A 22,065-nucleotide genomic window follows, 5' to 3' on the forward strand; every position below is an offset into this window, starting at 1 on the left:
AGCGGCAGGCGGGCGGTCGGCGCGGTTCGACGCGAGGCGCGAGAAGCGGATACGGATACGGATACGGATACGGATACGGATACGGATGCAGGATCAGCGGGAGGCGAACGGCTGGTCCGTGGGGACGATCTCGCGGCCCAGCGGGAGCAGCGAGACCGGGATCAGCTTGAAGTTGGCGATGCCGAACGGGATGCCGATGATCGTCAGGCAGAGGGCGATCCCGGTGGCGATGTGGGCCAGGGCCAGCCACCAGCCGGCGAGGATCAGCCAGAGGACGTTGCCGAGGCAGGAGGGCGCGCCCGCGTCCCGGCGCTCGACCGTCGTGTAGCCGAAGGGCCAGAGGGCGTAGACGCCGATACGGAACGCCGCGACGCCGAACGGAATGCCGATGATCGTGATGCACAGCAGCAGGCCCGCCAGCAGGTAGCCGAGGAACAGCCAGAAGCCGCTCAGGACGAGCCAAATGACGTTCAGGATGGTCTTCACTGGTGGTGACCTGCCATCTTCTCGAGACGGGCGATGCGCTCCGCCATCGGCGGGTGCGTCGAGAACATCTTGGACAGTCCCTGACCCGGGCGGAACGGGTTCGCGATCATCATGTGGCTCGCGGTCTCGATGCGGGGCTCGGGGGGCAGCGGGAGCTGTTTGGTGCCGAGTTCGAGCTTGCGCAGGGCGCTCGCGAGGGCGAGCGGGTCGCCGGTGAGCTGCGAGCCGGAGGCGTCGGCCTCGTACTCGCGGGAGCGGCTGATGGCCAGCTGGATGAGGCTGGCCGCGAGGGGGCCGAGGATCATGATCAGCAGCATGCCGAGGATGCCGGGGCCGTCGTCGTCGCTGGACCGGCCGACGGGGATCAGCCAGGCGAAGTTGACGAGGAACATGATCACCGAGGCGAGGGCGCCGGCGACCGAGGAGATGAGGATGTCCCGGTTGTAGACGTGACTGAGCTCGTGGCCGATGACGCCGCGCAGTTCGCGCTCGTCGAGGAGGCGGAGGATGCCCTCCGTGCAGCACACGGCGGCGTTGCGCGGGTTGCGGCCGGTGGCGAAGGCGTTGGGGGCCTCGGTCGGGGAGATGTACAGGCGGGGCATGGGCTGGCGGGCCTGGGTGGAGAGCTCGCGGACCATGCGGTACAGGGCCGGGGCCTCGAACTCGCTCACCGGGCGGGCCCGCATGGCGCGCAGCGCGAGCTTGTCGCTGTTCCAGTACGCGTAGGCGTTCGTGCCGAGCGCGACGAGGACTGCGACGACGAGCCCTGCGCGGCCGAAGAAGCTGCCGATGACGATGATGAGTGCGGACAGTCCCCCGAGGAGTACTGCGGTCCTGAGCCCGTTGTGCCGGCGGTGCACGGTACGCCCTCCAAGTCGTGCCGCAGGGGAACCCTTTGCTTGCTGGTCTCGCCTCTGGTCCGGGATGCCGCTGGTGCCGCGGTGTCACGTCCAGTGGAACCTCCCGTTGTGGTCAACGCCAGGCGGGGGGCACTAGTTCCCTTGTGCGGCCGGGCCCGGGTGGGCCGTCCGGGTGACGGTTCAGAAGAGGGTCGTGTCGGCGAAGCGCAGGACCAGTTGGGGTGCTCCGGAGAGGGCGAGGCCGAGGACCGCGGTGAGGGCCAGAGCGGCGGTGAGGGGTGCGGGAACGCGGTGCTCGACGGGTTCGCCCTCGGGGCTGCGGAACAGCTGGGCCGTCCACTGGAGGTAGTAGTACAGGGCGATCACCACGTTGACGGCCATGACGACGGCCAGCCAGCCCAGGCCCGCGTCGACGGCCGCGGAGAACACGGTGACCTTGGCGAAGAGGCCGATGACGCCGGGCGGCAGTCCGGCGAGGCACAGCAGGAAGAAGGCCAGGAGGAGGGCGGCCGCGGGGTTCCTCGCGTAGAGGCCCCGGTAGTCGGTGAGGCGGTTCGCGGGGGTCCGGCGGCCGACGAGGGCGGCCACCGCGAAGGCGCCGAGGTTCACGGCGGCGTACATGAGGGCGTAGGCGACGGTGGAGCCGACCGCGTGGTCGGGGTCGTCGGAGTACGCGGCGGCGGCGATCGGGACGAGGAGGTAGCCGGCCTGGCCGACGGAGGACCAGGCGAGCAGGCGTACGGCGCTGTACGCGCGCGTGGCCTGCTGGCGGAGCGCTCCGACGTTGCCGGCGGTCATGGTGAGGGCGGCCAGGACCGCGAGGGCGGGACCCCAGACGTCGGCGTACGAGGGGAAGCCGACGACGGTGACGAGGATGAGGCCGGAGAAGCCGACCGCCTTGCCGACGACCGACAGGTAGGCGGCGACGGGAAGGGGGGCGCCGACGTAGGTGTCGGGGACCCAGAAGTGGAAGGGGACGGCGGCCGTCTTGAAGGCGAAGCCGACGAGGGTGAGGACCACGCCGGTCTGCGCGAGGGTGTGCAGCTGTCCGTCCACGTCCTGGATGCGTTCGGCGACCTGGGTGAGGTAGAGGGTGCCGGTCGTGGCGTAGACGAAGCTGATGCCGAGGAGGCTGACGGCGGTCGCGGTGACGGAGGAGAGGAAGAACTTCAGGGCCGCCTCGGAGGACCTGCGGTCGCCGTGCCGGATGCCGACGAGCGCGAAGGCGGGCAGGGAGGCGACCTCGAGGGCGACGACGAGGGTGGCGAGGTCGCGGGAGGCGGGCAGGAGGGCGGCGCCGGCTGCGGAGGACAGCAGCAGGAACCAGAACTCCCCTTCGGGGAGTCGTGCGCGGGCGTCCTTGAGAGTGGTGACCGACAGGAGCGCGGCCAGCAGTGCTCCGCCGAGGACCAGGAGCTGGACGGCCAGGGTGAAGCGGTCGGCCGTGTAGCTGCACACGCGTGTGTCGCCGGTCAGGCAGAAGGTGGAGCGGTCGCCGTCCAGGAGGGGCAGCAGGAGGGCGGTGGACGCGGCGAGTCCGGCGACGGAGAGCAGGCCGAGGAGCGGCTTCTTCGCGTCGGGCACGAACAGGTCGGCGACGAGGACGACGAGGCCGACGACCGCCACGAGGGTGGGCGGGGCGATCGCGAGCCAGTCGACGGACTGGACGAGCGACGCGGCCAGGGGCTGGGCCAGGGAGCTCATCGGGTGCCTCCTGCGAGGAGCTGCTGCACGGCCGGGTCGGTGAGGCCGAGGAGGGTCTTCGGCCAGAGTCCGGCGACGACGGTGAGGACGACGAGCGGGGTCCAGGCCGCGAACTCGTAGGTGCGGACGTCGGTGAGCCGCGGGGCGTCCTGCGGGGCGGCGCCCATGCAGACGCGGCGGACCACGACGAGCAGGTAGGCGGCCGTCAGCAGGGTGCCGAACGCGGCGATGGCGGTGAAGGTGAGGAAGGCGGGGCGGCTGAGGTCGTCGGCGGGGTCGAACGCGCCGAACATGGCCAGCATCTCGCCCCAGAATCCGGCCAGTCCGGGCAGGCCGAGCGAGGCGACCGCGGCGAAGGCGAGGAGGCCGCCGAGGCGGGGGGCCTTGCCGTACAGGGCGGCGCCGGTCTCCTCGGCGAGGGTGTCGAGGTCGGTGGTGCCGGTGCGGTCCTTGAGGGCGCCGACCAGGAAGAAGAGGAGGCCGGTGATGAGGCCGTGGGCGATGTTGGCGAACAGGGCGCCGTTGACGCCGGTCGGGGTGGTGGAGGCGATGCCGAGCAGGACGAAGCCCATGTGGCCGACGGAGGAGTAGGCGATGAGGCGCTTGAGGTCGCCCTTCGCGCCCCGCTTGGCGAGGGCCAGGCAGGCCAGGGATCCGTAGACGATGCCGACGACCGCGAAGGCGGCGAGGTAGGGCGCGAAGGTGTGGAACCCGTCGGGGGCGACCGGGAGGAGGATCCGCACGAACCCGTACGTGCCCATCTTCAGCAGGACGCCGGCGAGGAGGACCGAGCCGACGGTCGGCGCGGCGGTGTGGGCGTCGGGCAGCCAGCTGTGCAGCGGCCACATCGGGGTCTTGACCGCGAGTCCGATCCCGACCGCCAGAACCGCGACGACCTGCACGGACGTGGTCAGTGACCGGCCGTTGTCAGTGGTGAGTGCCACCATGTCGAACGTGCCCGCCTTGATGCCGATCAGGAGCAGGCCGAGCAGCATGACGACGGATCCGAGCAGCGTGTACAGGATGAACTTCCAGGCCGCCTGGGTCCGGCCCTCGCCGCCCCAGCGGGCGATGAGGAAGTACATCGGGATCAGGACGGTCTCGAAGGCGAGGAAGAACAGCAGCAGGTCGAGGACGGCGAAGGTGGCGAGGGTGCCGGACTCGAGCACGAGCAGGAGCGCGACGAGGGCCTTCGGGCTCGGGCCCGCGGGCGGGTTGAAGTACGTGTAGAGCGCGCAGAGGAAGGTCAGCAGCGCGGTCAGGACCAGGAGGGGGAGCGAGATGCCGTCGACGCCGAGGTGGATCCGCACGTCGAGCGCGGGGATCCAGCTGATGTCCGTCGTGGCCTGCATCTTCGACGGCTGGTCGTGGTCGAAGCCGAGCACGAGGACGATCGCGGCGGCGAGGATCGCGCCGGTCACGGTCACACCGTGGCGCAGCACGGCCTGCTCGGGCGACTTCCCCCTCAGTCCGGGCGGGGCGGGCAGGAGGGCGGTGGCGGCGCCCAGGAGCGGGCCGACGACGACGAACGCCAGAAGGAACTGCATCACGGACTCGTTGATATCGATCACGCCTGCTCACGCTCCCGTGGCGACGAGGAGGACGGCGACCGCCAGGACGACGGTGCCGGCGAGCAGCGCGCTCACATAGGTCTGGACGTTGCCGGTCTGGGCGCGCCGTACGGCGGTGCCGAGCCAGCGGGGCAGGGTGCCCGCGCCGCGTACGTAGGTGTCGACGACCTCGCGGTCGAGGAACCGGACGAGGCGCGCTCCGCCCTGCACCGGGCGGACGAACAGGGCCCGGTAGACGGCGTCCAGGTGGAATCCGACGGCCGCGTGGCGGTGCAGCGGTCCCAGCAGGAGCCGTCCGGGGTCGGCCGGATCGGGAGCGGAGGCGATGTCTCCGTAGGCGGGCGCGTGGGTCGCGATGGCCTCGGCCTCGACGAGTCCGGCGTCGCCCTCGGGGTGGGCGGCGACCGCGCCCAGGGGGACGCGCGCGGCGAGTGTGGTGGTGTGCCGCCAGGCGGCGTGGACGACGAGGACGCCCACCAGCGCCAGACCCGTGCCGAGGACGGAGGTGGTGACGGTCGGGGCGAGGTCGTTGCCGTCGAACCAGTCGGGGAGCGTGCGGTAGGTGAGGCCGCCGAGGGCGAGCGAGGGGACGGCGAGCACCCACAGGACGGCGGTCATCGGCAGCGGCTGCCGGCCGTGGTCGGGGGCCTCGGCGCCCCGGCCGTGGAAGGCCAGCAGCCACAGACGGGTCGCGTAGGCGGCGGTGAGGAGGGCGGTGAGCAACCCGGCGACGAGGACGATCCAGCCCGCGGCGGCGGGGGTGTGCTCCGCGTGTCCGGTGGTGACGTGCTCGGCGGCGCCGAGGACGGACTCCTTGGAGAAGAAGCCGCTGAACGGCGGGATCGCGGCGAGCGCGAGGAGCGCCACGGTCATCGTCCAGTAGGCGTCGGGGACGCGGTCGCGCAGATGGCTCATGCGGGACATGGCGGCCAGCGAGTTGGTGCCGGCGGCGTGGATGACCACGCCGGCCGCGAGGAACAGCAGCGCCTTGAAGGCGCCGTGCGAGAGGAGGTGGAAGACGGCGGCACCGCGGTCGGCGACGGCGAGGGCGCCGGTCATGTAGCCGAGCTGGCCGATCGTCGAGTAGGCGAGGACGCGTTTGATGTCGTCCTGGGCGAGGGCGGCGAGACCGGAGCCGGCCATCGTGACGGCGGCCATCACGGCGAGGACGACCATCGCGGCCCGGGAGGCTTCGAAGACCGGGAGGAGCCGGGCGACGAAGTAGACGCCGGCGGCGACCATCGTCGCGGCGTGGATCAGCGCGGAGACGGGGGTCGGGCCCGCCATCGCGTCCGGGAGCCAGGTGTGCAGCGGGAACTGCGCCGACTTGCCGGCCACGCCCGCCAGGAGCAGCAGGGCGATGACCGTCGGGTGGTCGAGACCGCCGTGGGCGACGGCGCCCAGGACCTTCGTGATCTCGAAGGAGCCGGCGTCGGTGGCGAGGGCGAACAGACCGATGAGGAAGGGGACGTCGCCGAGCTTGGTGACCAGGAAGGCCTTGATCGAGGCGGCGCGTGCCTCGGGGGTCTCCCAGTAGTGGCCCACCAGGAAGTAGGAGCAGATGCCCATGACTTCCCAGCCGACCAGCAGCACGATCAGGTCGCCGGAGTAGACGACCAGGAACATCGCGGAGGTGAACAGGGAGACGAGGGCGGCGTACGAGGGGTAGCGCGGGTCGTCGCGGAGGTAGCTGGTCGAGTAGATCTGCACGCAGGAGGCGACGAGGCCTACCAGGACGGCGACGAGGGCGGCGAAGCCGTCGATGTACAGGGCGAGCTCGATCGGGATCGAGCCGGTGGGCGTGAGCTCGGTGGCCGCGTCGACGACCGCGTCCCCTCCCTGGCGCACGGCGACGACCACGGCCAGGACGAACGAGGCGAGGGTCGGCAGGACGGCGAGCGGGCGGGCGTAACCGGGGGCCGTCCCGCCCAGGAGCAGGCCGGCGGCCGCGCCGAGGAACGGGAGGAGGGGGACGAGGACGGCGAGGGTGGTCGTGGTCACTCGGTGGCCTCAGCCTTCTCGGTCCGGTCGGCCGGCTCGGCCGTCCGGTCGTCGCTGTCGGGGCCCTCGGCGGTGTCGCGGAGCTTGTCGATGTCCGCGGTGCCGCGGTTGCGGTGGACGGCGAGGACGATGGCCAGGCCGATGCCGATCTCGGCGGCGGCGATGGCGATGGTGAACAGGGTCAGGGCCTGTCCGGAGTGCAGGGTCTCCTCGGCGGTCCTGCTGAGCCATACGTCGAAGGCGACGAGGTTGAGGTTGACGGCGTTGAGCATCAGCTCGACCGACATCAGGACGAGGATCGCGTTGCGGCGGGCGAGGACGCCGTACAGGCCGGTGCAGAAGAGGAGCGCCGAGAGGACGGCGGGGTAGGCGAGGTGCATCAGCGGGCGCCTTCCTGCTCGGAACTCCCTGTGACGGTCGGGGAACTTTCGGTTACGCCACGTGCGTTCACGGGGGGAGGGTTCGATTCGGCCTTCGCCTTGCGGGACAGGACGATCGCGCCGACCAGGGCCGCGAGGAGGAGGACGGAGAGGGCCTCGAAGGGGAGGACCCAGTTCTGGAAGAGGCTCGCGCCGGTGACCTCCGTGGAGCCGGCGGCCGGGCCGTCGAGGTCGATCCAGGTGGTGCGGAAGGCGTCGACGACGACCCACACCAGGGCGGCCGCGGCGGCGGCGGCCACGGCGAGGGCGGCCCAGCGGTTGCCGGAGTCGGCGTCCGGGGAGCGGCCGATGGGGGCCCTGGTGAGCATCAGACCGAACAGAAGGAGGACGACGACGGAACCGACGTAGATGAGGACCTGCACCCAGGCGATGAACTCGGCGGTGAGCAGGAGGTACTCGACGGCGAGGCCGCCGAGGGCGACCACCAGCCACAGGGCGGCGTGGACCAGCTGCCGGGTGGTGACGGTGACGAGGGCGGCGCCGAAGGTGACCAGGCCGACGAGGAGGAAGGCGATCTCGACACCGGTCGGGGAGAGGAAGCCGCGGGCTTCGGCTGCGAGGGTCACGCGTCCCCCTCCTTCCGCTGCGGCTCGGACTGCTCCTGGGCCCGCTCCTGGGCCTCGGCCTGGGCCGCGGCCAGCTTCTCGGCCGTCTTGCGGGCGGCGGCGATCTCCTTCGGTTCCTCCGCGCCGGGGTCGAGGGCGGGTGGGGCCGGCACGGTCCACATCCACTCGCGGAGCTTGTCGCGTTCGTGGGTGAGGTCGCGGATGTCGGTCTCGGCGTACTCGAACTCCGGGGACCAGAACAGCGCGTCGAAAGGACAGACCTCGATGCAGATACCGCAGTACATGCACAGGGAGAAGTCGATGGCGAAGCGGTCGAGGACGTTGCGGCTGCGTTCGCGGCCGCCGGGGGCCGCCGCCGGGACCGTCTCCTTGTGGGAGTCGATGTAGATGCACCAGTCGGGGCACTCGCGGGCGCACAGCATGCAGACCGTGCAGTTCTCCTCGAACAGGCCGATCACACCGCGGGTGCGGGGTGCGAGGTCGGGCTGGGCCTCCGGGTACTGCTCGGTGACGGTCTTCCTCGTCATCGTGCGGAGGGTGACGGCCAGGCCCTTGGCGAGGCCGCTGCCAGGGATGGGGGCCATCAGGAGATCACCACCTTGACGATGCCGGTGAGGGCGATCTGAGCGAGGGAGAGGGGGACGAGGAGGGTCCAGGAGAGCTTCTGGAGCTGGTCCTCGCGCAGGCGGGGGTAGGTGACCCGGAGCCAGATGACGAGGAAGGCGAGCAGCGCCGCCTTCAGGAGGGTCCAGACCCAGCCGAGGCCGTCGGCGCCCCAGGGACCGTGCCAGCCGCCCAGGAAGAGGACGGTGGTCAGGCCGCACAGGATCACGATTCCGGCGTACTCGGCGAGGAGGAAGAGGGCGAAGCGCAGGCCGGTGTACTCGGTGTACGCGCCGAAGATGATCTCCGAGTCGGCGACGGGCATGTCGAAGGGAGGCCGCTGGAGTTCGGCGAGGCCGGCGACGAAGAAGACGATCGCGCCGACGATCTGCCAGGGCAGCCACCACCACTCGAAGGCGTCGAGGATGCCGGGGATCGACACGGTCCCGGCGGCCATCGCCACGGAGGCGGCGGTGAGGAGCATCGGGAGCTCGTAGGCGAGGAGCTGGGCGGCGGTGCGCAGGCCGCCGAGGAGGGAGAACTTGTTCGCGCTGGCCCAGCCGGCCATGAGGGAGCCGAGGACGCCCACGCCCATGACGGCGAGGACGAAGAACACGCCCGCGTCGACCACCGTCCCGACCGCCCCTTCGCCGGGGCCGATCGGGATGGCGAGGAGAACGAGCAGGTAGGGAAGGAGTGCGACGGCCGGCGCGAGCTGGAAGATACGGCGGTCCGCCCCCGTCGGGACGACGTCCTCCTTCTGCGCGAACTTCACGCCGTCCGCGATGAGCTGGGCCCAGCCGTGGAAGCCGCCGGCGTACATCGGGCCGAGGCGGCCCTGCATGTGGGCCATGACCTTGTGCTCGGTCTGACCGATGATCAAGGGGAAGGTGAGGAAGACGACGAAGACGACCAGGAGTCGCAGGGCGACGTCGAGAGCGTCGTTCACTGCGGGCCTCCTTGGGGGTTCGCCGGGGGTGTGTCGTCGGACGGGTCGTCGCCGCTGTCGGGGGCGGGCGCGGTGGAGTCGTCCGTGCCGGGGGAGGGTTCCTCGCCCTTCGCGTCCGCTTCCGGCTGCCCGGGACCGGTCCGGTCGGGCTCCGGCTGCCTCGTCCGCGGCTCCGGCCGCTCGGGCGCGGACGGTTCGGCTGCGGGCCGCGCCGCCTCCGGCCGTTTCGGATCCGGCCGTTTCGGATCAGGTCGCTCGGGCTCGGGCCGCTGGGTTTCCGGCCGTTTCGCCTCCGGCTCGGACGGCTGGGGCTCGGACGGCTGGGGCGCGGACCTTTCGGGCACGGACGGTTCGGCGTGGGGCCGCGCCGCCTCCGGTGCCGCCTCCGGGGCCGCCTCCGCCTCCGGTGCCGCCTCCGCCTCCGGTGCCGGCTCCGCCTCCGGCTCCGGTTGATCGGCTTCCGGTGCCTTCGGGTCCGGGGCCGGCTGCTCGAAGGCGGGGCGGGCGTGGTGCCACGGGGCGTCGGAGCTGCGCGGGGAGGGGGACGGGCGGGCCGGCGCGGCTGCCGGGGGCGCCTCGCCCGAGGTGGCCGCCCTCTGGGAGACGGAGCCCTGCGACGCGCTGCGCGCGCGACGCGGACCTGTCGGAGCCGCCGCCGCCGGAGCCGCCGTCGCCGGGGCCGCCGTCTCCTCCGGCGCGGCGCTCTGCGCACGCTGGGAGGCCGACCCCCCGCTTGCGCTCCGGGAGCGGCGCGGTCCGGCCGGGGCCGGCGCGGCGGGCGCCGTGCCCGGGGCGGCCGGGGACTCGTCGGCCGGGACCGCCGGAGAGGTGCCCGCCGCCTGGCTGGCCGATCCCTCGGTCGCCGTGCGCGAACGCCGCACCGGGCGCTCCCCCGCGGCCCGCGCCGGACGTTCCCCGGCTGCCCGCGCCGGACGTTCGCCGGCTGCCCGCGCCGGACGTTCGCCGGCTGCCCGGGCCGGGCGTTCGCCGGCCGCGCGGCCCGCTGCCGCGCCCCGCGCCGGGCGGGCCGGGGCGGGCGGGAGCTGGCCCTTGAGGGGACCCCACTCGTTCGGGTCGGGGACGCCCGGGGGGAGCATCTGGCGGCGCTTGGGACCGCCGTGTCCCGCTCCCGCCGCGGGCTCCCCCGGTTCCTTGGCGCCGGGCCAGGCCTTGGCGACGCGGGCCGCGAGGACGAAGTCCTTGCGCAGCGGGTGCCCTTCGAAGCCCTCGGGCAGCAGGAGGTGGTCCAGGGCCGGGTGGCCCTCGAAGACGACGCCGAACATCTCGTGCGTCTCGCGCTCGTGCCAGGCGGCGCCCGCGTAGACGCCGACGGCGGAGGCGAGGGCCGGGGTGTCGTGCGGGACCGTCGTGCGCACCAGCAGCCGGCGGACCGGTGACAGGGCGACGACGTGGGCCGAGACCCGGAAGCCGGTGCCGGGCTCGTCGACCGCGCTCAGCCAGTCGAAGTAGGTGCAGCCCAGGCGGTCGCGGGCGGTTTCCAGCGCCGTGGTCCAGGCGGCCGGGGGAACGTCCACCGTCAGGACGTCGTACGCCTCCTCGGCGGTGGCGTCCGGGCCGAAGAGTTCCTCGGCGGGGGCGGGCAGCCAGCCGGCCGCGGTCATCGCCCTGCCTCCCCCGCCGGACCGGCGGGCGGCCGCACCAGCCCGCTCTGCAGGGCCGCGGTCGACGGGCGGGCCGTGCCGGAGGCGTACCGCTCCCCCAGCGACTCCCGCGCGATCTTCTCCTGGAGCTTGAGGATCCCCTGGAGGAGCGCCTCGGGGCGGGGCGGGCAGCCGGGGACGTAGACGTCCACGGGGATGATCTGGTCGACGCCCTTGGTGACGGAGTACGAGTCCCAGTAGGGGCCGCCGCAGTTGCTGCAGGCGCCGAAGGAGATGACGTACTTCGGCTCGGGCATCTGCTCGTAGAGGCGCTTGACGGCCGGGGCCATCTTGTCCGTGACCGTGCCGGAGACGACCATGAGGTCGGCCTGGCGCGGGCCGGGCGCGAAGGGGATCACGCCCAGGCGGATGAAGTCGTGGCGGGCCATCGACGCGGCGATGAACTCGATCGCGCAGCAGGCGAGGCCGAAGTTGAAGACCCAGAGGGAGTAGCGGCGGCCCCAGTTGAGGACGACCTTCATCGGCTCGGGGGCGAGGCGGGCGAGGGCGCCCAGCCGCTTCGGCTCCGGGAGCAGCACGGGTTCCGAGGGGGTCACGTCCATGCCAGGACGCCCTTCTTGTATGCGTAGAGCAGACCCACGGCCAGGAAGCCGAGGAAGATGAACATCTCCACGAGGGTGGTGGCGCCGTAGCCGGGGGCCGCGAAGACCGTCGCCCAGGGGAAGAGGAAGATCGAGTCGACCGCGAAGATCACGTAGAGGAAGGCGTAGACGTAGTAGCGGACCTGGGTGTGGGCCCAGCCCTCGCCGACGGGGTCGACCCCGCACTCGTACGTGAGGAGCTTCTCGGGGGTGGGGACCACCGGGCGCAGCAGGCGGCCCGCGCCGAAGGCGACCGCGACGAAGAGCACGCCGACGGTGGCGAGGAGTCCGACGACCGCGTAGGAGTGGAAGTAGTCCGACGCGACGACGACCGTCGCGTCCTTCAGCGTTTCGTGCGACGTCTGCGGCACCGTTCGTCCCTCACTCCCCGACCTCGGCCTGTTCGACGATCTGTACGCACGGGAGTCTAGGGCCTGATAAAGGCACGGTAAGCAGCCCGTCACGCCTGGGGCAACGGGGGTGGGGTTTTCCCCAGGCTACGGAGGCGGCGTACTCCATGGCGCGGCGGAGCGGCGCGCGGCACGCTGACCCCTATGACCGCATCCAAGCCCGCACCCGGACCCGCTCCCGGATACGAGCCCGCGCCCGGAGCCGGGCACCGACCGCCGGCTTCCGTGCCCCCGGACCAGCCGCCGTCGGCCGCCGCGCACCGACCCGCGTCGGCCCCCGCGCCCCGGCCCACGTCGGCTCCCGGACACCAGACCTCCCCGGAGCCGGCGGGGCGCCGGCCCGTCCGGGTACCGGGGCACCGGCCTTCCCCCGTGCCCGGTCACCGGCCCGTTCCCGGCCCTGGGGGCCGGTCGGCCCGGGGAGCCGGGTACCGGTCCGCCGTGCCCGGGGCCGGCCGGGAGGCGGCCGGGCAGGAGCCCCTGCCGCCGGCCCGCCTCGCCTACGACGCGCACACGTGGAAGGAGATCGCGCACCTCCTCGCCAACCTGCCGTTGTCCTTGTTCGGCTTCGTCTACGTGATGACGGTGCTGTTCACCGGCGTCACGCTGACGCTGACGGTCGTCGGGCTGCCCGTGCTCACGCTGGGCCTGCTGGGGGCGCGGCTGATCGGCCGGTTCGAGCGGGGGCGGGCACGGATGCTGCTCGGGGTGCGGATCGACGAACCGAGCCCGCTGCCGTTGCGCCGGTCGGGCAACGTCTTCCAGGGGATGTGGCTGGTGCTGAAGGACCCGGTGGCCTGGCGGACGGTCCTGTACGACTTCATCCGGCTGCCGTGGGGCATCGTGACGTTCACGGTCACCTTCGTGTCGCTGTTCGTGCTGTGGCCGGTGCTGCCGTTCCTGGCACGCGGGCTGGCCACCGTGGACCGCGCGATGGTGCGGGCCCTGCTGTGCCCGTCGGACGAGCTGGAGCGGCGGATCGCCGAACTGGAGTCCGACCGCGGGGTCGTGGTGGACACGGCCGCCGCCGACCTGCGGCGCATCGAGCGCGATCTGCACGACGGGGCGCAGGCCAGGCTGGTCAACCTGGCGATGGGCCTGGGCCTCGCCAAGGAGAAGCTGCTGGAGGACCCCGACGCGGCCTCGGCGATGGTCGAGGAGGCGCACGGCGAGGTGAAACTCGCCCTCCAGGAGCTGCGCGACCTGGCGCGGGGCATCCACCCGGCCGTGCTGACCGACCGGGGCCTCGACGCGGCGCTGTCGTCGGTGGCGTCCCGGTGCACGGTCCCGGTCACGGTGACGGCCGACCTGCCGTCGCGGCCGGCGCAGGCCATCGAGGGCATCGCCTACTTCACCGTCTCCGAGCTGCTGCAGAACGTCAGCAAGCACAGCGGCGCGCGGTCGGCCTCCGTCGACGTGTGGCGCTCGGAGAACCGGCTGCTCATCCAGGTGTGGGACGACGGGCAGGGCGGCGCGCGGCTCGACGGCGGCACCGGCATGCGGGGGCTGGCGGAGCGGCTGGACGCCGTCGACGGGCTGTTCGTCGTGGACTCGCCGGAGGGCGGCCCGACGACGGTGACGGCGGAGCTGCCCTGGCGCGACCGGACGGAGCAGGCGTAGCAGGCGCAGCGGGTGCGGCGGGTGCGGCGGGTGCGGCGGGCGTACCGCTGCGGCCGCGGCCGCCTCGGCGGCGCCCGGGGTAGGGAAAACCCCCCTCCCGAGACGCCGACGGACTCCATGGTCCGCGGACCCGCCACCGAGGAGGGTGGAGGTACGGGACGGCCCCTGCGCAGTGGGCCCCCGGCGGACGGGCGGCCCCGCGCAGCGGGCGGGCCCCGGCGGACGGGACGAGCAGAACGGACGACGCGATGGCCACGCAGTACAGCGAGTACGGGGACTACCCGCGGTACACGGACCGGCACGGACCAGGCGACGGCGGGCGGCGGCACCGGCTGCCGCTCGCGCTGCGGGCGCCGGTCGAGGCACGCGCCTGGCGCGAGCTGGCCTACGTGCTGCTGGGTTTGCCGATCAGCATCACGCTGTTCACGTTCGCGGTGACGACGCTGTCGCTGGGCGCGGGCCTGCTGGTGACGTTCCTCGGCATCCCGGTGCTGGCGGCGGGACTGGCCGGGTGCCGGGGCTTCGGGGCGCTGGAACGGACACGGGCCCGGGCGCTGCTCGGCCTGGAGGTGGCCGCGCCCGAGCCGCTGCGCCCCCGCGGCAGGGGCGTGCTGGCCTGGACGGGCGCGGTGCTCAGGAGCGGCACGTCCTGGCGGCACGTGCTGTACGCGGTGCTGCACCTGCCGTGGGCGGTGTTCTCCTTCGGCGTCGCGGTCGCCTTCTGGGCGTACGGCTGGGCGATGCTGACCTATCCGCTGTGGTTCTGGCTGTTCCCGATGTACGGCGGGCAGGGCGGGCTCCAGCTGTACGGGGACGAGCAGCACCGGATCTACCTCGACAACCCGTTCGAGATCACGATGACCGCGCTGGTGGGGCTGCTGTTCACCATGGCCACGCCGTGGATCGTGCGGGCGCTGACGACGGTGGACCGGGTGCTGGTGCACGGTCTGCTCGGGCCGTCGCGGCTGGCGTCGCGGGTGGTGGAGCTGGAGTCCGACCGGGGGGTCGTGGTGGACACCGCGGCGGCCGACCTGCGGCGCATCGAGCGTGACCTCCACGACGGTGCGCAGGCGCGGCTGGTGGCGCTGGCGATGGACCTGGGACTGGCGAAGGAGAAGCTGCGGGAGGACCCGCGGGCGGCGGCGCGGATGGTGGACGAGGCGCACGGTGAGGTGAAGACGGCGCTCCAGGAGCTGCGCGACCTGGCGCGGGGCATCCACCCGGCCGTGCTGACCGACCGGGGCCTGGACGCGGCGCTGTCGGCGGTCGCCTCCCGGTGCACGGTGCCGGTCCGGGTGGAGGTCGACCTCACGGAGCGGCCGGCCGCGGCCATCGAGGGCATCGCCTACTTCACCGTCTCCGAACTGCTGCAGAACATCAGCAAGCACAGCGGCGCGCGGTCGGCCTCCGTCGACGTGTGGCGCTCGGAGGACCGGCTGCTGGTGCAGGTCGTCGACGACGGCGTGGGCGGCGCGGACGCCTCCGCCGGATCGGGCCTGGCGGGTCTGGCCGGGCGGCTGGACGCGGTGGACGGCATCCTGGTGGTGGACTCGCCGGAGGGCGGCCCGACGACGGTGACGGCGGAGCTGCCCTGGCGGCCGGCCTAGCCGCGACGGCGGCCTTCGCCGCCGCACCCCGGCCGGCCGTACGGCGTCCCTCCGTGTCCCTCCGTGCCCTCGGGGCCCCTCCGTCCGTGCCCTCGGCGCCCCTCCGTCCGTGCCCTCGGCGCCCCTCCGTCCTCGCCCCGAGCGCCCGTCCTCCGTGCCCCGGGCCCGTCCCCCGCTGCGAGCGGCACGGCCGTTCGTCCACAGGCCGGGTGACGAACTGTCCACAGGTCCGGTGGCGAAGCGCGGATCGCGGGATACTGGGGGCCGCCGACGGGACGCGGGACGCGCTGGGGGGCCAGAGATCGTGGAGGACAGGGTGCGGGTGGTCATCGCCGAGGATTCGGTGCTGTTGCGGGAGGGGCTGACCCGGTTGCTGACCGACCGGGGGCACGAGGTCGTGGCGGGCGTCGGGGACGCCGAGGCCCTGGTGAAGACGATCGCCGGGCTGGACGCGGAGGGCGCGCTGCCCGACGTCGTGGTCGCCGACGTGCGGATGCCGCCCACGCACACCGACGAGGGCGTGCGGGCCGCCGTACAGCTGCGCAAGGCGCATCCGGGGCTGGGGGTGCTGGTGCTGTCGCAGTACGTGGAGGAGCGGTACGCCACCGAGCTGCTCGCCGGTTCCAGCCGTGGCGTGGGCTACCTGCTCAAGGACCGGGTGGCCGAGGTGCGGGAGTTCGTGGACGCGGTGGTGCGGGTGGCCCGGGGCGGTACGGCCCTGGACCCCGAGGCGGTCGCCCAGCTGCTCGGGCGCAGTCGTCAACAGGACGTCCTCGCGGGGCTGACCCCGCGGGAGCGTGAGGTCCTGGGGCTGATGGCCGAGGGGCGGACGAACTCGGCGGTCGCCAAGCAGCTGGTGGTGAGCGACGGAGCGGTCGAGAAGCACGTCAGCAACATCTTCCTCAAACTCGGCCTGTCCCCCAGCGACGGAGATCACCGTCGCGTCCTCGCGGTCCTCACCTACCTCAACTCCTGACGCGGTGGCACGGTGTCCGCGTCGGGGCCCCACCGGGCCGACGCGGGTCGGCGCCGGCCGGTTCCGCGAGCGAGCCGCGAGCCGGCCGGTGGATCGTACGAGAACCGGCGGGTGGGCCGGAGCGTCTTCCGGTACGGCGCCGGGGGGCGGGAAATCATGTCAAGCCAGGGCGCCGGGCCGTCTCAGAGCAGTGACCGTCATGCGAACGGCCGAGGGAAGGCGATCCTTACCGACGTAGGGTTGATCCAGGAGGGCCTTCGGGAAGGCCACCCAGGACAGCCACCTCGAGGGAGGTCCAGTTCAGTGACCAGTCAGGTCAGCAGCCCAGCGGGACAGGCCGACGAAGCCGTCGTGGGAGAGCAGCGCAAACCGGGCGGAACGAAGGACGTGCGCCGCCTCGACCGGGTGATCATTCGTTTCGCGGGGGACTCGGGTGACGGCATGCAGCTCACCGGTGACCGCTTCACCTCCGAGACGGCGTCGTTCGGCAACGACCTCTCGACCCTGCCGAACTTCCCCGCCGAGATCCGCGCGCCCGCCGGCACCCTGCCCGGCGTCTCCTCGTTCCAGCTGCACTTCGCCGACCACGACATCCTCACCCCGGGCGACGCTCCGAACGTGCTGGTGGCGATGAACCCGGCCGCGCTGAAGGCCAACATCGGCGACGTGCCGCGCGGCGCCGAGATCATCGTCAACACGGACGAGTTCACCAAACGGGCGATGCAGAAGGTGGGCTACGACAGCTCACCGCTGGAGGACGGATCACTCGACGGCTACCAGCTCCACCCGGTGCCGCTGACGACACTGACCGTCGAGGCCCTGAAGGACTTCGACCTCACTCGCAAGGAGGCCGAGCGCAGCAAGAACATGTTCGCGCTCGGCCTCTTGTCATGGATGTACCACCGGCCGACGGAGGGCACCGAGAAGTTCCTGCGGTCGAAGTTCGCGAAGAAGCCGGACATCGCGGCCGCCAACATCGCGGCCTTCCGCGCCGGTTGGAACTTCGGCGAGACCACCGAGGACTTCGCGGTCTCGTACGAGGTGGCTCCGGCGGTGAAGGCGTTCCCCGTGGGCACCTACCGGAACATCTCCGGGAACCTCGCCCTCGCCTACGGCCTGATCGCCGCCTCCCGCCAGGCGGATCTGCCGCTGTTCCTCGGCTCGTACCCGATCACGCCGGCCTCGGACATCCTGCACGAGCTGAGCCGGCACAAGAACTTCGGCGTGCGGACCTTCCAGGCCGAGGACGAGATCGCCGGCATCGGCGCGGCACTGGGGGCGGCCTTCGGCGGTTCGCTCGCGGTGACCACGACGAGCGGCCCCGGTGTGGCCCTGAAGTCCGAGACGATCGGGCTCGCCGTGTCCCTGGAGCTGCCGCTGCTGGTCGTGGACATCCAGCGCGGCGGTCCGTCGACGGGTCTGCCGACGAAGACCGAGCAGGCGGACCTCCTGCAGGCGATGTACGGCCGCAACGGCGAGGCCCCGGTCCCGGTGATCGCCCCGTGCACCCCGGCCGACTGCTTCGACGCGGCCCTGGAGGCCGCCCGGATCGCGCTCGCCTACCGCACCCCGGTGATGCTGCTGTCGGACGGCTACCTCGCCAACGGCTCCGAGCCCTGGCGGATCCCGGAGCCGGACGAGCTCCCCGACCTGACGGTGCAGTTCGCGCAGGGCCCCAACCACACCCTGGAGGACGGCACCGCGGCCTTCTGGCCGTACAAGCGCGACCCGCAGACCCTCGCGCGGCCCTGGGCGGTCCCGGGCACCCCCGGGCTGGAGCACCGCATCGGCGGCATCGAGAAGCAGGACGGCACGGGCAACATCTCCTACGACCCCGCCAACCACGACTTCATGGTCCGCACCCGCCAGGCCAAGGTCGACGGCATCGAGGTCCCGGACGTCGAGGTCGACGACCCGCACGGGGCGAGAACGCTCGTGCTGGGCTGGGGCTCGACCTACGGTCCGATCACCGCGGCCGTACGGCGGCTGCGGGCGGCCGGGGAGTCCGTCGCGCAGGCCCATCTGCGGCACCTCAACCCGTTCCCGAAGAACCTGGGCGCGGTGCTGAAGGCGTACGACAAGGTCGTGATCCCCGAGATGAACCTGGGCCAGCTCGCCACCCTGATCCGGGCGAGGTATCTGGTCGACGCCCACTCGTACAACCAGGTCAACGGCATGCCGTTCAAGGCGGAACAGCTCGCCGCGGCGCTCAAGGAGGCCATCGATGGCTGAGACGACCACGGAAGGCAGGGGCACGGTCGAGGCGCTCTCGCTCGTCCCCAAGGCCGAGGCCAGGCAGTCCATGAAGGACTTCAAGTCCGATCAGGAAGTGCGCTGGTGCCCCGGCTGCGGTGACTACGCGATCCTCGCCGCCGTCCAGGGCTTCATGCCCGAGCTCGGCCTGGCCCGGGAGAACATCGTCTTCGTCTCCGGCATCGGCTGCTCCTCGCGCTTCCCGTACTACATGAACACCTACGGCATGCACTCCATCCACGGCCGCGCGCCCGCCATCGCGACCGGACTGGCGGCCTCCCGGAGGGACCTGAGCGTGTGGGTGGTCACCGGCGACGGCGACGCCCTGTCCATCGGCGGCAACCACCTCATCCACGCCCTGCGCCGCAACGTCAACCTCAAGATCCTGCTCTTCAACAACCGGATCTACGGCCTCACCAAGGGGCAGTACAGCCCCACCTCCGAAGTCGGCAAGATCACCAAGTCCACCCCGATGGGCTCGCTCGACGCCCCCTTCAACCCGGTCTCCCTGGCCATCGGCGCCGAGGCCTCCTTCGTGGCGCGGACCATCGACTCCGACCGCAAGCACCTCACCGACGTCCTGCGCCAGGCCGCCGCCCACCCCGGCACCGCGCTCGTCGAGATCTACCAGAACTGCAACATCTTCAACGACGGCGCGTTCGAGGCGCTGAAGGACAAGCAGTCCGCCGAGGAAGCGGTGATCCGCCTCGAGCACGGCAAGCCGATCCGCTTCGGCAGCGACCTCGGGAAGGGAGTCGTGCGCGACCGGGCCACCGGCGACCTGAGGGTCGTCGCCGTCACCCCGGAGAACGCGTCCGAGGTCCTCGTCCACGACGCGCGCTCCGCGTCCCCGACCACCGCCTTCGCCCTGTCCCGGCTCGCCGACCCGGACACCCTGCACAACACCCCGATCGGCGTCTTCCGCGCGGTCGAGCGGCCCGTGTACGACACGCAGATGGCCGAGCAGCTCGACACCGCGATCGAACAGCACGGCAAGGGCGACCTGGCGGCGCTGCTGGCCGGCGGGGACACCTGGACGGTCGTCGGCTGAGTCCGCCGTGTTCCGCTACGAGGCCCGGGCGCCCTGCTCCCGGGCCTCGTCGTACGTCCGGCGGGCCTCCTCGACGTCGGCCATGCGCTCCGCCGTCCAGGCCGCCAGCGCCTTGACCTGCACGGCGGCCTCGCGGCCCAGACCGGTGAGCGAGTAGTCGACGCGCGGCGGGATGACGGGCTTGGCGTCCCGGTGGACCAGCCCGTCCCGCTCCAGGGTCTGGAGGGTCTGGGTGAGCATCTTCTCACTGACGACCCTGCCGCCCCAGCCGCTGACCGCACGGCGCAGCTCGCTGAAGCGGTGGGGGCGTTCCAGCAGCTCGATCAGCACCAGAACGCCCCAGCGGCTGGTGACGTGCTCGAGCACCAGGCGGTGGGGGCACATCGTCTCGTCGGCGGGGCGCCGCGCGGCCCGTGGGTCACTTACTGACACGCCAGTACCTTACTTCAAAGTGGGTACTTTCGTTGAGTTAGCGCACACCCTAGGGTTAGTGGCAGTTCCGCACACCCCCCTAGGAGTTCCTGAGCCATGAGCATCGTCGTCACCGGAGCCACCGGACACCTCGGCCGCCACGTCGTGCAGCAGTTGCTGGAGAAGGTCCCGGCGGACCGGATCACCGCCGTCGTCCGCGACGAGGCCAGGGCCGCCGACCTCGCGGCCCGCGGAGTGAAGCTCGCGATCGCCGACTACAACGCGCCCGCCACCTTCGACGGCCTGTTCGCCGCCGGCGACAAGGTGCTGCTGATCTCGGGCAACGAGTTCGACAAGGGCCGCCCGCAGCAGCACCAGGTCGTCATCGACGCCGCGAAGGCGGCCGGTGTCGCGCTGCTCGCGTACACCAGCGCCCCGGGCAGCCTCACCGCAGCGCTGGCCGACGACCACCGCGCCACCGAGCGGGCGCTGCTCGCCTCCGGCCTGCCGTACACGCTGCTGCGCAACGGCTGGTACCACGAGAACTACACCGAGCAGCTCGCCCCGGTGCTCGAGCACGGCGCCGTCGTGCAGGCCGCCGGCGCCGGCCGGATCTCCTCCGCCTCCCGCGCGGACTACGCGGCCGCCGCGGTCGCCGTCCTCACCGGCGAGGGCCACGAGAACAAGACGTACGAGCTGGGCGGCGACGAGGCGTGGAGCTTCGACGAGTACGCGGCCGAGCTGAGCAGGCAGACCGGCAAGGAGATCACCTACCGCACCGTCTCCACCGAGGCCTACGCCGGCATCCTGGCCGGCGCCGGGCTCCCCGGCCCGCTCGCCGCGATCCTGGCGGACGTGGACGCGTCGATCGAGAAGGGCGAGCTGGTCGTCTCCACCGGCGATCTGTCCCGTCTGGCCGGCCGTCCGACCACGCCGCTCTCCGAGGCGATCACGGCGGCGCTCAAGGGCTGACCCCTCCCGCGGGAGGCCGCCGGGCGGCCCCACCCCCGCCTGTCATGACCGTATGGCGATACGGGCATGACAGGCGGGGGTGCTCGGCGTTACCTTCGTGGACGCGTGCGCGCAGCGAGCCGCCCGCGCGCAGGAACGCGAGAAGGAGGGACCCGTGGCCGGGACGTCCAAGGGTGAGAGCCGGACAGGCCTGCTGAACGGCTTCGCGGCGTACGGGATGTGGGGGCTGGTGCCGCTGTTCTGGCCCCTGCTCAAGCCGGCCGGGGCGACGGAGATCCTCGCCCACCGCATGGTGTGGTCCCTCGTCTTCGTCGCCGTCGCGCTGGTCTTCGTGCGGCGCTGGGCGTGGGCGGGCGAGCTGCTGCGGCAGCCCCGCCGGCTGGCGCTGGTCACGGTCGCCGCGGCCGTCATCACCGTCAACTGGGGCGTCTACATCTGGGCCGTGAACAGCGGGCACGTGGTCGAGGCGTCCCTCGGGTACTTCATCAACCCGCTGGTCACCATCGCCATGGGCGTGCTGATCCTCAAGGAGCGGCTGCGGCGCGTGCAGTGGGCGGCGGTCGGCGTCGCCGTGGCCGCCGTGCTGACCCTCACCCTCGCCTACGGCCGTCCGCCGTGGATCTCGCTGATCCTCGCGTTCTCCTTCGCCACCTACGGGCTGGTGAAGAAGAAGGTCAACCTCGGCGGGGTCGAGTCGCTGGCCGCCGAGGCCGCGGTCCAGTTCGTGCCCGCGCTCGGCTACCTGCTGTGGCTGTCCGCCACCGGCGGCTCGACCTTCACCACCGAGGGCGCCGGGCACGCCGCCCTGCTCGCGTCCACCGGCATCGTCACCGCGCTCCCCCTCGTCTGCTTCGGCGCCGCCGCCATCCGCGTGCCGCTGTCCACCCTGGGCCTGCTCCAGTACCTCGCCCCGGTCTTCCAGTTCCTGCTCGGCGTCCTCTACTTCCACGAGGCCATGCCCCCGGAGCGGTGGGCGGGCTTCGCGCTGGTGTGGCTGGCGCTGACGCTGCTCACGGGCGACGCCCTGCGCACGGCGCGGCGCGCGCGGACGACCCTCGCCCGCTCCACGGACCGGGCCCGGCGCACCACCGGAACCCCGCGCAGGCCGGCGGCCGTACCGGCGCCGGAGACCATGGACACGCAGGCGTAGAGCACCGGCGTCCCGCCCGGAGACCGCGGCGTCCCGTCGGCGGTCCACCGGTGTCCCGTCCGGAGTCCCGCGGGCAGAGCGCGCCGCCCGCGCACGCGCGCCGCCGCACCGTGCCGTACGCGCCGGGCGGCGGGATGCCGTCCCGCCCGGGGGATCGCCGCCGCCGCAGTCG

Annotated in this window: 20 protein-coding genes; 7 read left to right on the forward strand and 13 right to left on the reverse strand. The window is 72.6% G+C overall.

From position 1 onward, the window contains the following. Positions 1 to 93: 93 nt before the first annotated feature. The 12 genes from ACH4F6_RS23360 to ACH4F6_RS23415 all read right to left on the reverse strand — a co-directional run bounded on the left by ACH4F6_RS23360 (position 94) and on the right by ACH4F6_RS23415 (position 11,814). Positions 94 to 486, reverse strand: a complete 393-nt coding sequence (locus ACH4F6_RS23360; RefSeq protein WP_397962221.1) for a YccF domain-containing protein — start codon at positions 484 to 486, stop codon at positions 94 to 96. After that, complete coding sequence (gene htpX / locus ACH4F6_RS23365) at positions 483 to 1,346, reverse strand: zinc metalloprotease HtpX (RefSeq protein ID WP_397962222.1); 864 nt, start codon at positions 1,344 to 1,346, stop codon at positions 483 to 485. The genes ACH4F6_RS23360 and htpX overlap by 4 nt, the downstream gene beginning before the upstream one ends. A 180-nt stretch (positions 1,347 to 1,526) precedes the next feature. After that, positions 1,527 to 3,050, reverse strand: coding sequence for an NADH-quinone oxidoreductase subunit N (locus tag ACH4F6_RS23370; protein WP_397962223.1), 1,524 nt, complete (start codon positions 3,048 to 3,050; stop codon positions 1,527 to 1,529). Then, complete coding sequence (locus ACH4F6_RS23375) at positions 3,047 to 4,621, reverse strand: NADH-quinone oxidoreductase subunit M (RefSeq protein WP_397962225.1); 1,575 nt, start codon at positions 4,619 to 4,621, stop codon at positions 3,047 to 3,049. Before ACH4F6_RS23375 ends, ACH4F6_RS23370 begins: the two co-directional genes overlap by 4 nt. A gap of 6 nt (positions 4,622 to 4,627) precedes the next feature. Continuing rightward, positions 4,628 to 6,622 carry an NADH-quinone oxidoreductase subunit L gene (locus tag ACH4F6_RS23380; RefSeq protein WP_397962226.1) on the reverse strand — a complete coding sequence of 665 codons (1,995 nt, stop codon included), beginning with the start codon at positions 6,620 to 6,622 and terminating at the stop codon, positions 4,628 to 4,630. Then, positions 6,619 to 7,002: an NADH-quinone oxidoreductase subunit NuoK gene (gene nuoK, locus ACH4F6_RS23385; RefSeq protein WP_397962227.1), complete on the reverse strand. Its 384-nt coding sequence runs from the start codon at positions 7,000 to 7,002 to the stop codon at positions 6,619 to 6,621. The genes ACH4F6_RS23380 and nuoK overlap by 4 nt, the downstream gene beginning before the upstream one ends. Beyond that, a complete protein-coding gene (locus ACH4F6_RS23390) occupies positions 7,002 to 7,628 on the reverse strand; it encodes an NADH-quinone oxidoreductase subunit J (protein WP_397962228.1) in 627 nt (208 codons plus the stop codon). The genes nuoK and ACH4F6_RS23390 overlap by 1 nt, the downstream gene beginning before the upstream one ends. Continuing rightward, the gene (locus ACH4F6_RS23395) at positions 7,625 to 8,212 is read right to left on the reverse strand and encodes a NuoI/complex I 23 kDa subunit family protein (protein WP_397962229.1); all 588 of its coding nucleotides are present in this window, start codon (positions 8,210 to 8,212) and stop codon (positions 7,625 to 7,627) included. Before ACH4F6_RS23395 ends, ACH4F6_RS23390 begins: the two co-directional genes overlap by 4 nt. After that, positions 8,212 to 9,180, reverse strand: coding sequence for an NADH-quinone oxidoreductase subunit H (locus tag ACH4F6_RS23400; protein ID WP_397962230.1), 969 nt, complete (start codon positions 9,178 to 9,180; stop codon positions 8,212 to 8,214). Before ACH4F6_RS23400 ends, ACH4F6_RS23395 begins: the two co-directional genes overlap by 1 nt. Continuing rightward, on the reverse strand, positions 9,177 to 10,802 hold the full coding sequence (locus ACH4F6_RS23405; protein WP_397962231.1) for an NADH-quinone oxidoreductase subunit C: 1,626 nt from the start codon (positions 10,800 to 10,802) through the stop codon (positions 9,177 to 9,179). Before ACH4F6_RS23405 ends, ACH4F6_RS23400 begins: the two co-directional genes overlap by 4 nt. Further along, positions 10,799 to 11,404 (reverse strand): NADH-quinone oxidoreductase subunit B, encoded by a 606-nt coding sequence (locus ACH4F6_RS23410; RefSeq protein ID WP_397962232.1) that lies wholly within the window; start codon positions 11,402 to 11,404, stop codon positions 10,799 to 10,801. Before ACH4F6_RS23410 ends, ACH4F6_RS23405 begins: the two co-directional genes overlap by 4 nt. Continuing rightward, entirely contained in the window at positions 11,395 to 11,814 is a 420-nt protein-coding gene (locus ACH4F6_RS23415; RefSeq protein ID WP_397962233.1) for an NADH-quinone oxidoreductase subunit A, read from the reverse strand. Before ACH4F6_RS23415 ends, ACH4F6_RS23410 begins: the two co-directional genes overlap by 10 nt. Before the next feature lie 480 nt (positions 11,815 to 12,294). Between ACH4F6_RS23415 and ACH4F6_RS23420 the strand changes: the two genes are divergently transcribed. From ACH4F6_RS23420 to ACH4F6_RS23440, 5 genes are all read left to right on the forward strand, one after another. Then, complete coding sequence (locus ACH4F6_RS23420) at positions 12,295 to 13,473, forward strand: sensor histidine kinase (RefSeq protein WP_397962234.1); 1,179 nt, start codon at positions 12,295 to 12,297, stop codon at positions 13,471 to 13,473. Positions 13,474 to 13,721: 248 nt separating this feature from the next. After that, on the forward strand, positions 13,722 to 15,080 hold the full coding sequence (locus ACH4F6_RS23425) for a sensor histidine kinase (protein ID WP_397962235.1): 1,359 nt from the start codon (positions 13,722 to 13,724) through the stop codon (positions 15,078 to 15,080). A 316-nt stretch (positions 15,081 to 15,396) separates the two neighbouring features. Further along, positions 15,397 to 16,056, forward strand: a complete 660-nt coding sequence (locus tag ACH4F6_RS23430; protein ID WP_397962398.1) for a LuxR C-terminal-related transcriptional regulator — start codon at positions 15,397 to 15,399, stop codon at positions 16,054 to 16,056. Between the two features lie 303 nt (positions 16,057 to 16,359). Further along, complete coding sequence (locus ACH4F6_RS23435) at positions 16,360 to 18,288, forward strand: 2-oxoacid:acceptor oxidoreductase subunit alpha (protein WP_397962237.1); 1,929 nt, start codon at positions 16,360 to 16,362, stop codon at positions 18,286 to 18,288. Continuing rightward, the gene (locus ACH4F6_RS23440) at positions 18,281 to 19,360 is read left to right on the forward strand and encodes a 2-oxoacid:ferredoxin oxidoreductase subunit beta (protein ID WP_397962238.1); all 1,080 of its coding nucleotides are present in this window, start codon (positions 18,281 to 18,283) and stop codon (positions 19,358 to 19,360) included. The genes ACH4F6_RS23435 and ACH4F6_RS23440 overlap by 8 nt, the downstream gene beginning before the upstream one ends. Before the next feature lie 15 nt (positions 19,361 to 19,375). Here ACH4F6_RS23440 and ACH4F6_RS23445 read toward each other — a convergent pair whose 3' ends face one another. Continuing rightward, positions 19,376 to 19,744 carry a winged helix-turn-helix transcriptional regulator gene (locus ACH4F6_RS23445; protein ID WP_397962399.1) on the reverse strand — a complete coding sequence of 123 codons (369 nt, stop codon included), beginning with the start codon at positions 19,742 to 19,744 and terminating at the stop codon, positions 19,376 to 19,378. Between the two features lie 144 nt (positions 19,745 to 19,888). Here ACH4F6_RS23445 and ACH4F6_RS23450 point away from each other — a divergent pair, with 144 nt between their 5' ends. After that, positions 19,889 to 20,743 carry an SDR family oxidoreductase gene (locus tag ACH4F6_RS23450; protein WP_397962239.1) on the forward strand — a complete coding sequence of 285 codons (855 nt, stop codon included), beginning with the start codon at positions 19,889 to 19,891 and terminating at the stop codon, positions 20,741 to 20,743. Positions 20,744 to 20,897: 154 nt separating this feature from the next. Continuing rightward, positions 20,898 to 21,893, forward strand: coding sequence for an EamA family transporter RarD (gene rarD, locus ACH4F6_RS23455; RefSeq protein ID WP_397962241.1), 996 nt, complete (start codon positions 20,898 to 20,900; stop codon positions 21,891 to 21,893). Positions 21,894 to 22,065: the final 172 nt, after the last annotated feature.

It is taken from the genome of Streptomyces sp. NPDC017936 (genome assembly GCF_044328485.1).
Classification (GTDB): Bacteria; Actinomycetota; Actinomycetes; order Streptomycetales; family Streptomycetaceae; genus Streptomyces.

Excerpts from the sequence above, each read along its gene's own strand:
- ACH4F6_RS23370 (WP_397962223.1), bottom strand. The coding sequence starts at position 3,050 with ATGAGCTCCCTGGCCCAGCCCCTGGCCGCGTCGCTCGTCCAGTCCGTC.
- nuoK (WP_397962227.1), bottom strand. The coding sequence starts at position 7,002 with ATGCACCTCGCCTACCCCGCCGTCCTCTCGGCGCTCCTCTTCTGCACC.
- ACH4F6_RS23395 (WP_397962229.1), bottom strand. The coding sequence starts at position 8,212 with ATGGCCCCCATCCCTGGCAGCGGCCTCGCCAAGGGCCTGGCCGTCACC.
- ACH4F6_RS23405 (WP_397962231.1), bottom strand. The coding sequence starts at position 10,802 with ATGACCGCGGCCGGCTGGCTGCCCGCCCCCGCCGAGGAACTCTTCGGC.
- ACH4F6_RS23410 (WP_397962232.1), bottom strand. The coding sequence starts at position 11,404 with ATGGACGTGACCCCCTCGGAACCCGTGCTGCTCCCGGAGCCGAAGCGG.
- ACH4F6_RS23425 (WP_397962235.1), top strand. The coding sequence starts at position 13,722 with ATGGCCACGCAGTACAGCGAGTACGGGGACTACCCGCGGTACACGGAC.
- ACH4F6_RS23440 (WP_397962238.1), top strand. The coding sequence starts at position 18,281 with ATGGCTGAGACGACCACGGAAGGCAGGGGCACGGTCGAGGCGCTCTCG.
- ACH4F6_RS23445 (WP_397962399.1), bottom strand. The coding sequence starts at position 19,744 with ATGTGCCCCCACCGCCTGGTGCTCGAGCACGTCACCAGCCGCTGGGGC.
- ACH4F6_RS23450 (WP_397962239.1), top strand. The coding sequence starts at position 19,889 with ATGAGCATCGTCGTCACCGGAGCCACCGGACACCTCGGCCGCCACGTC.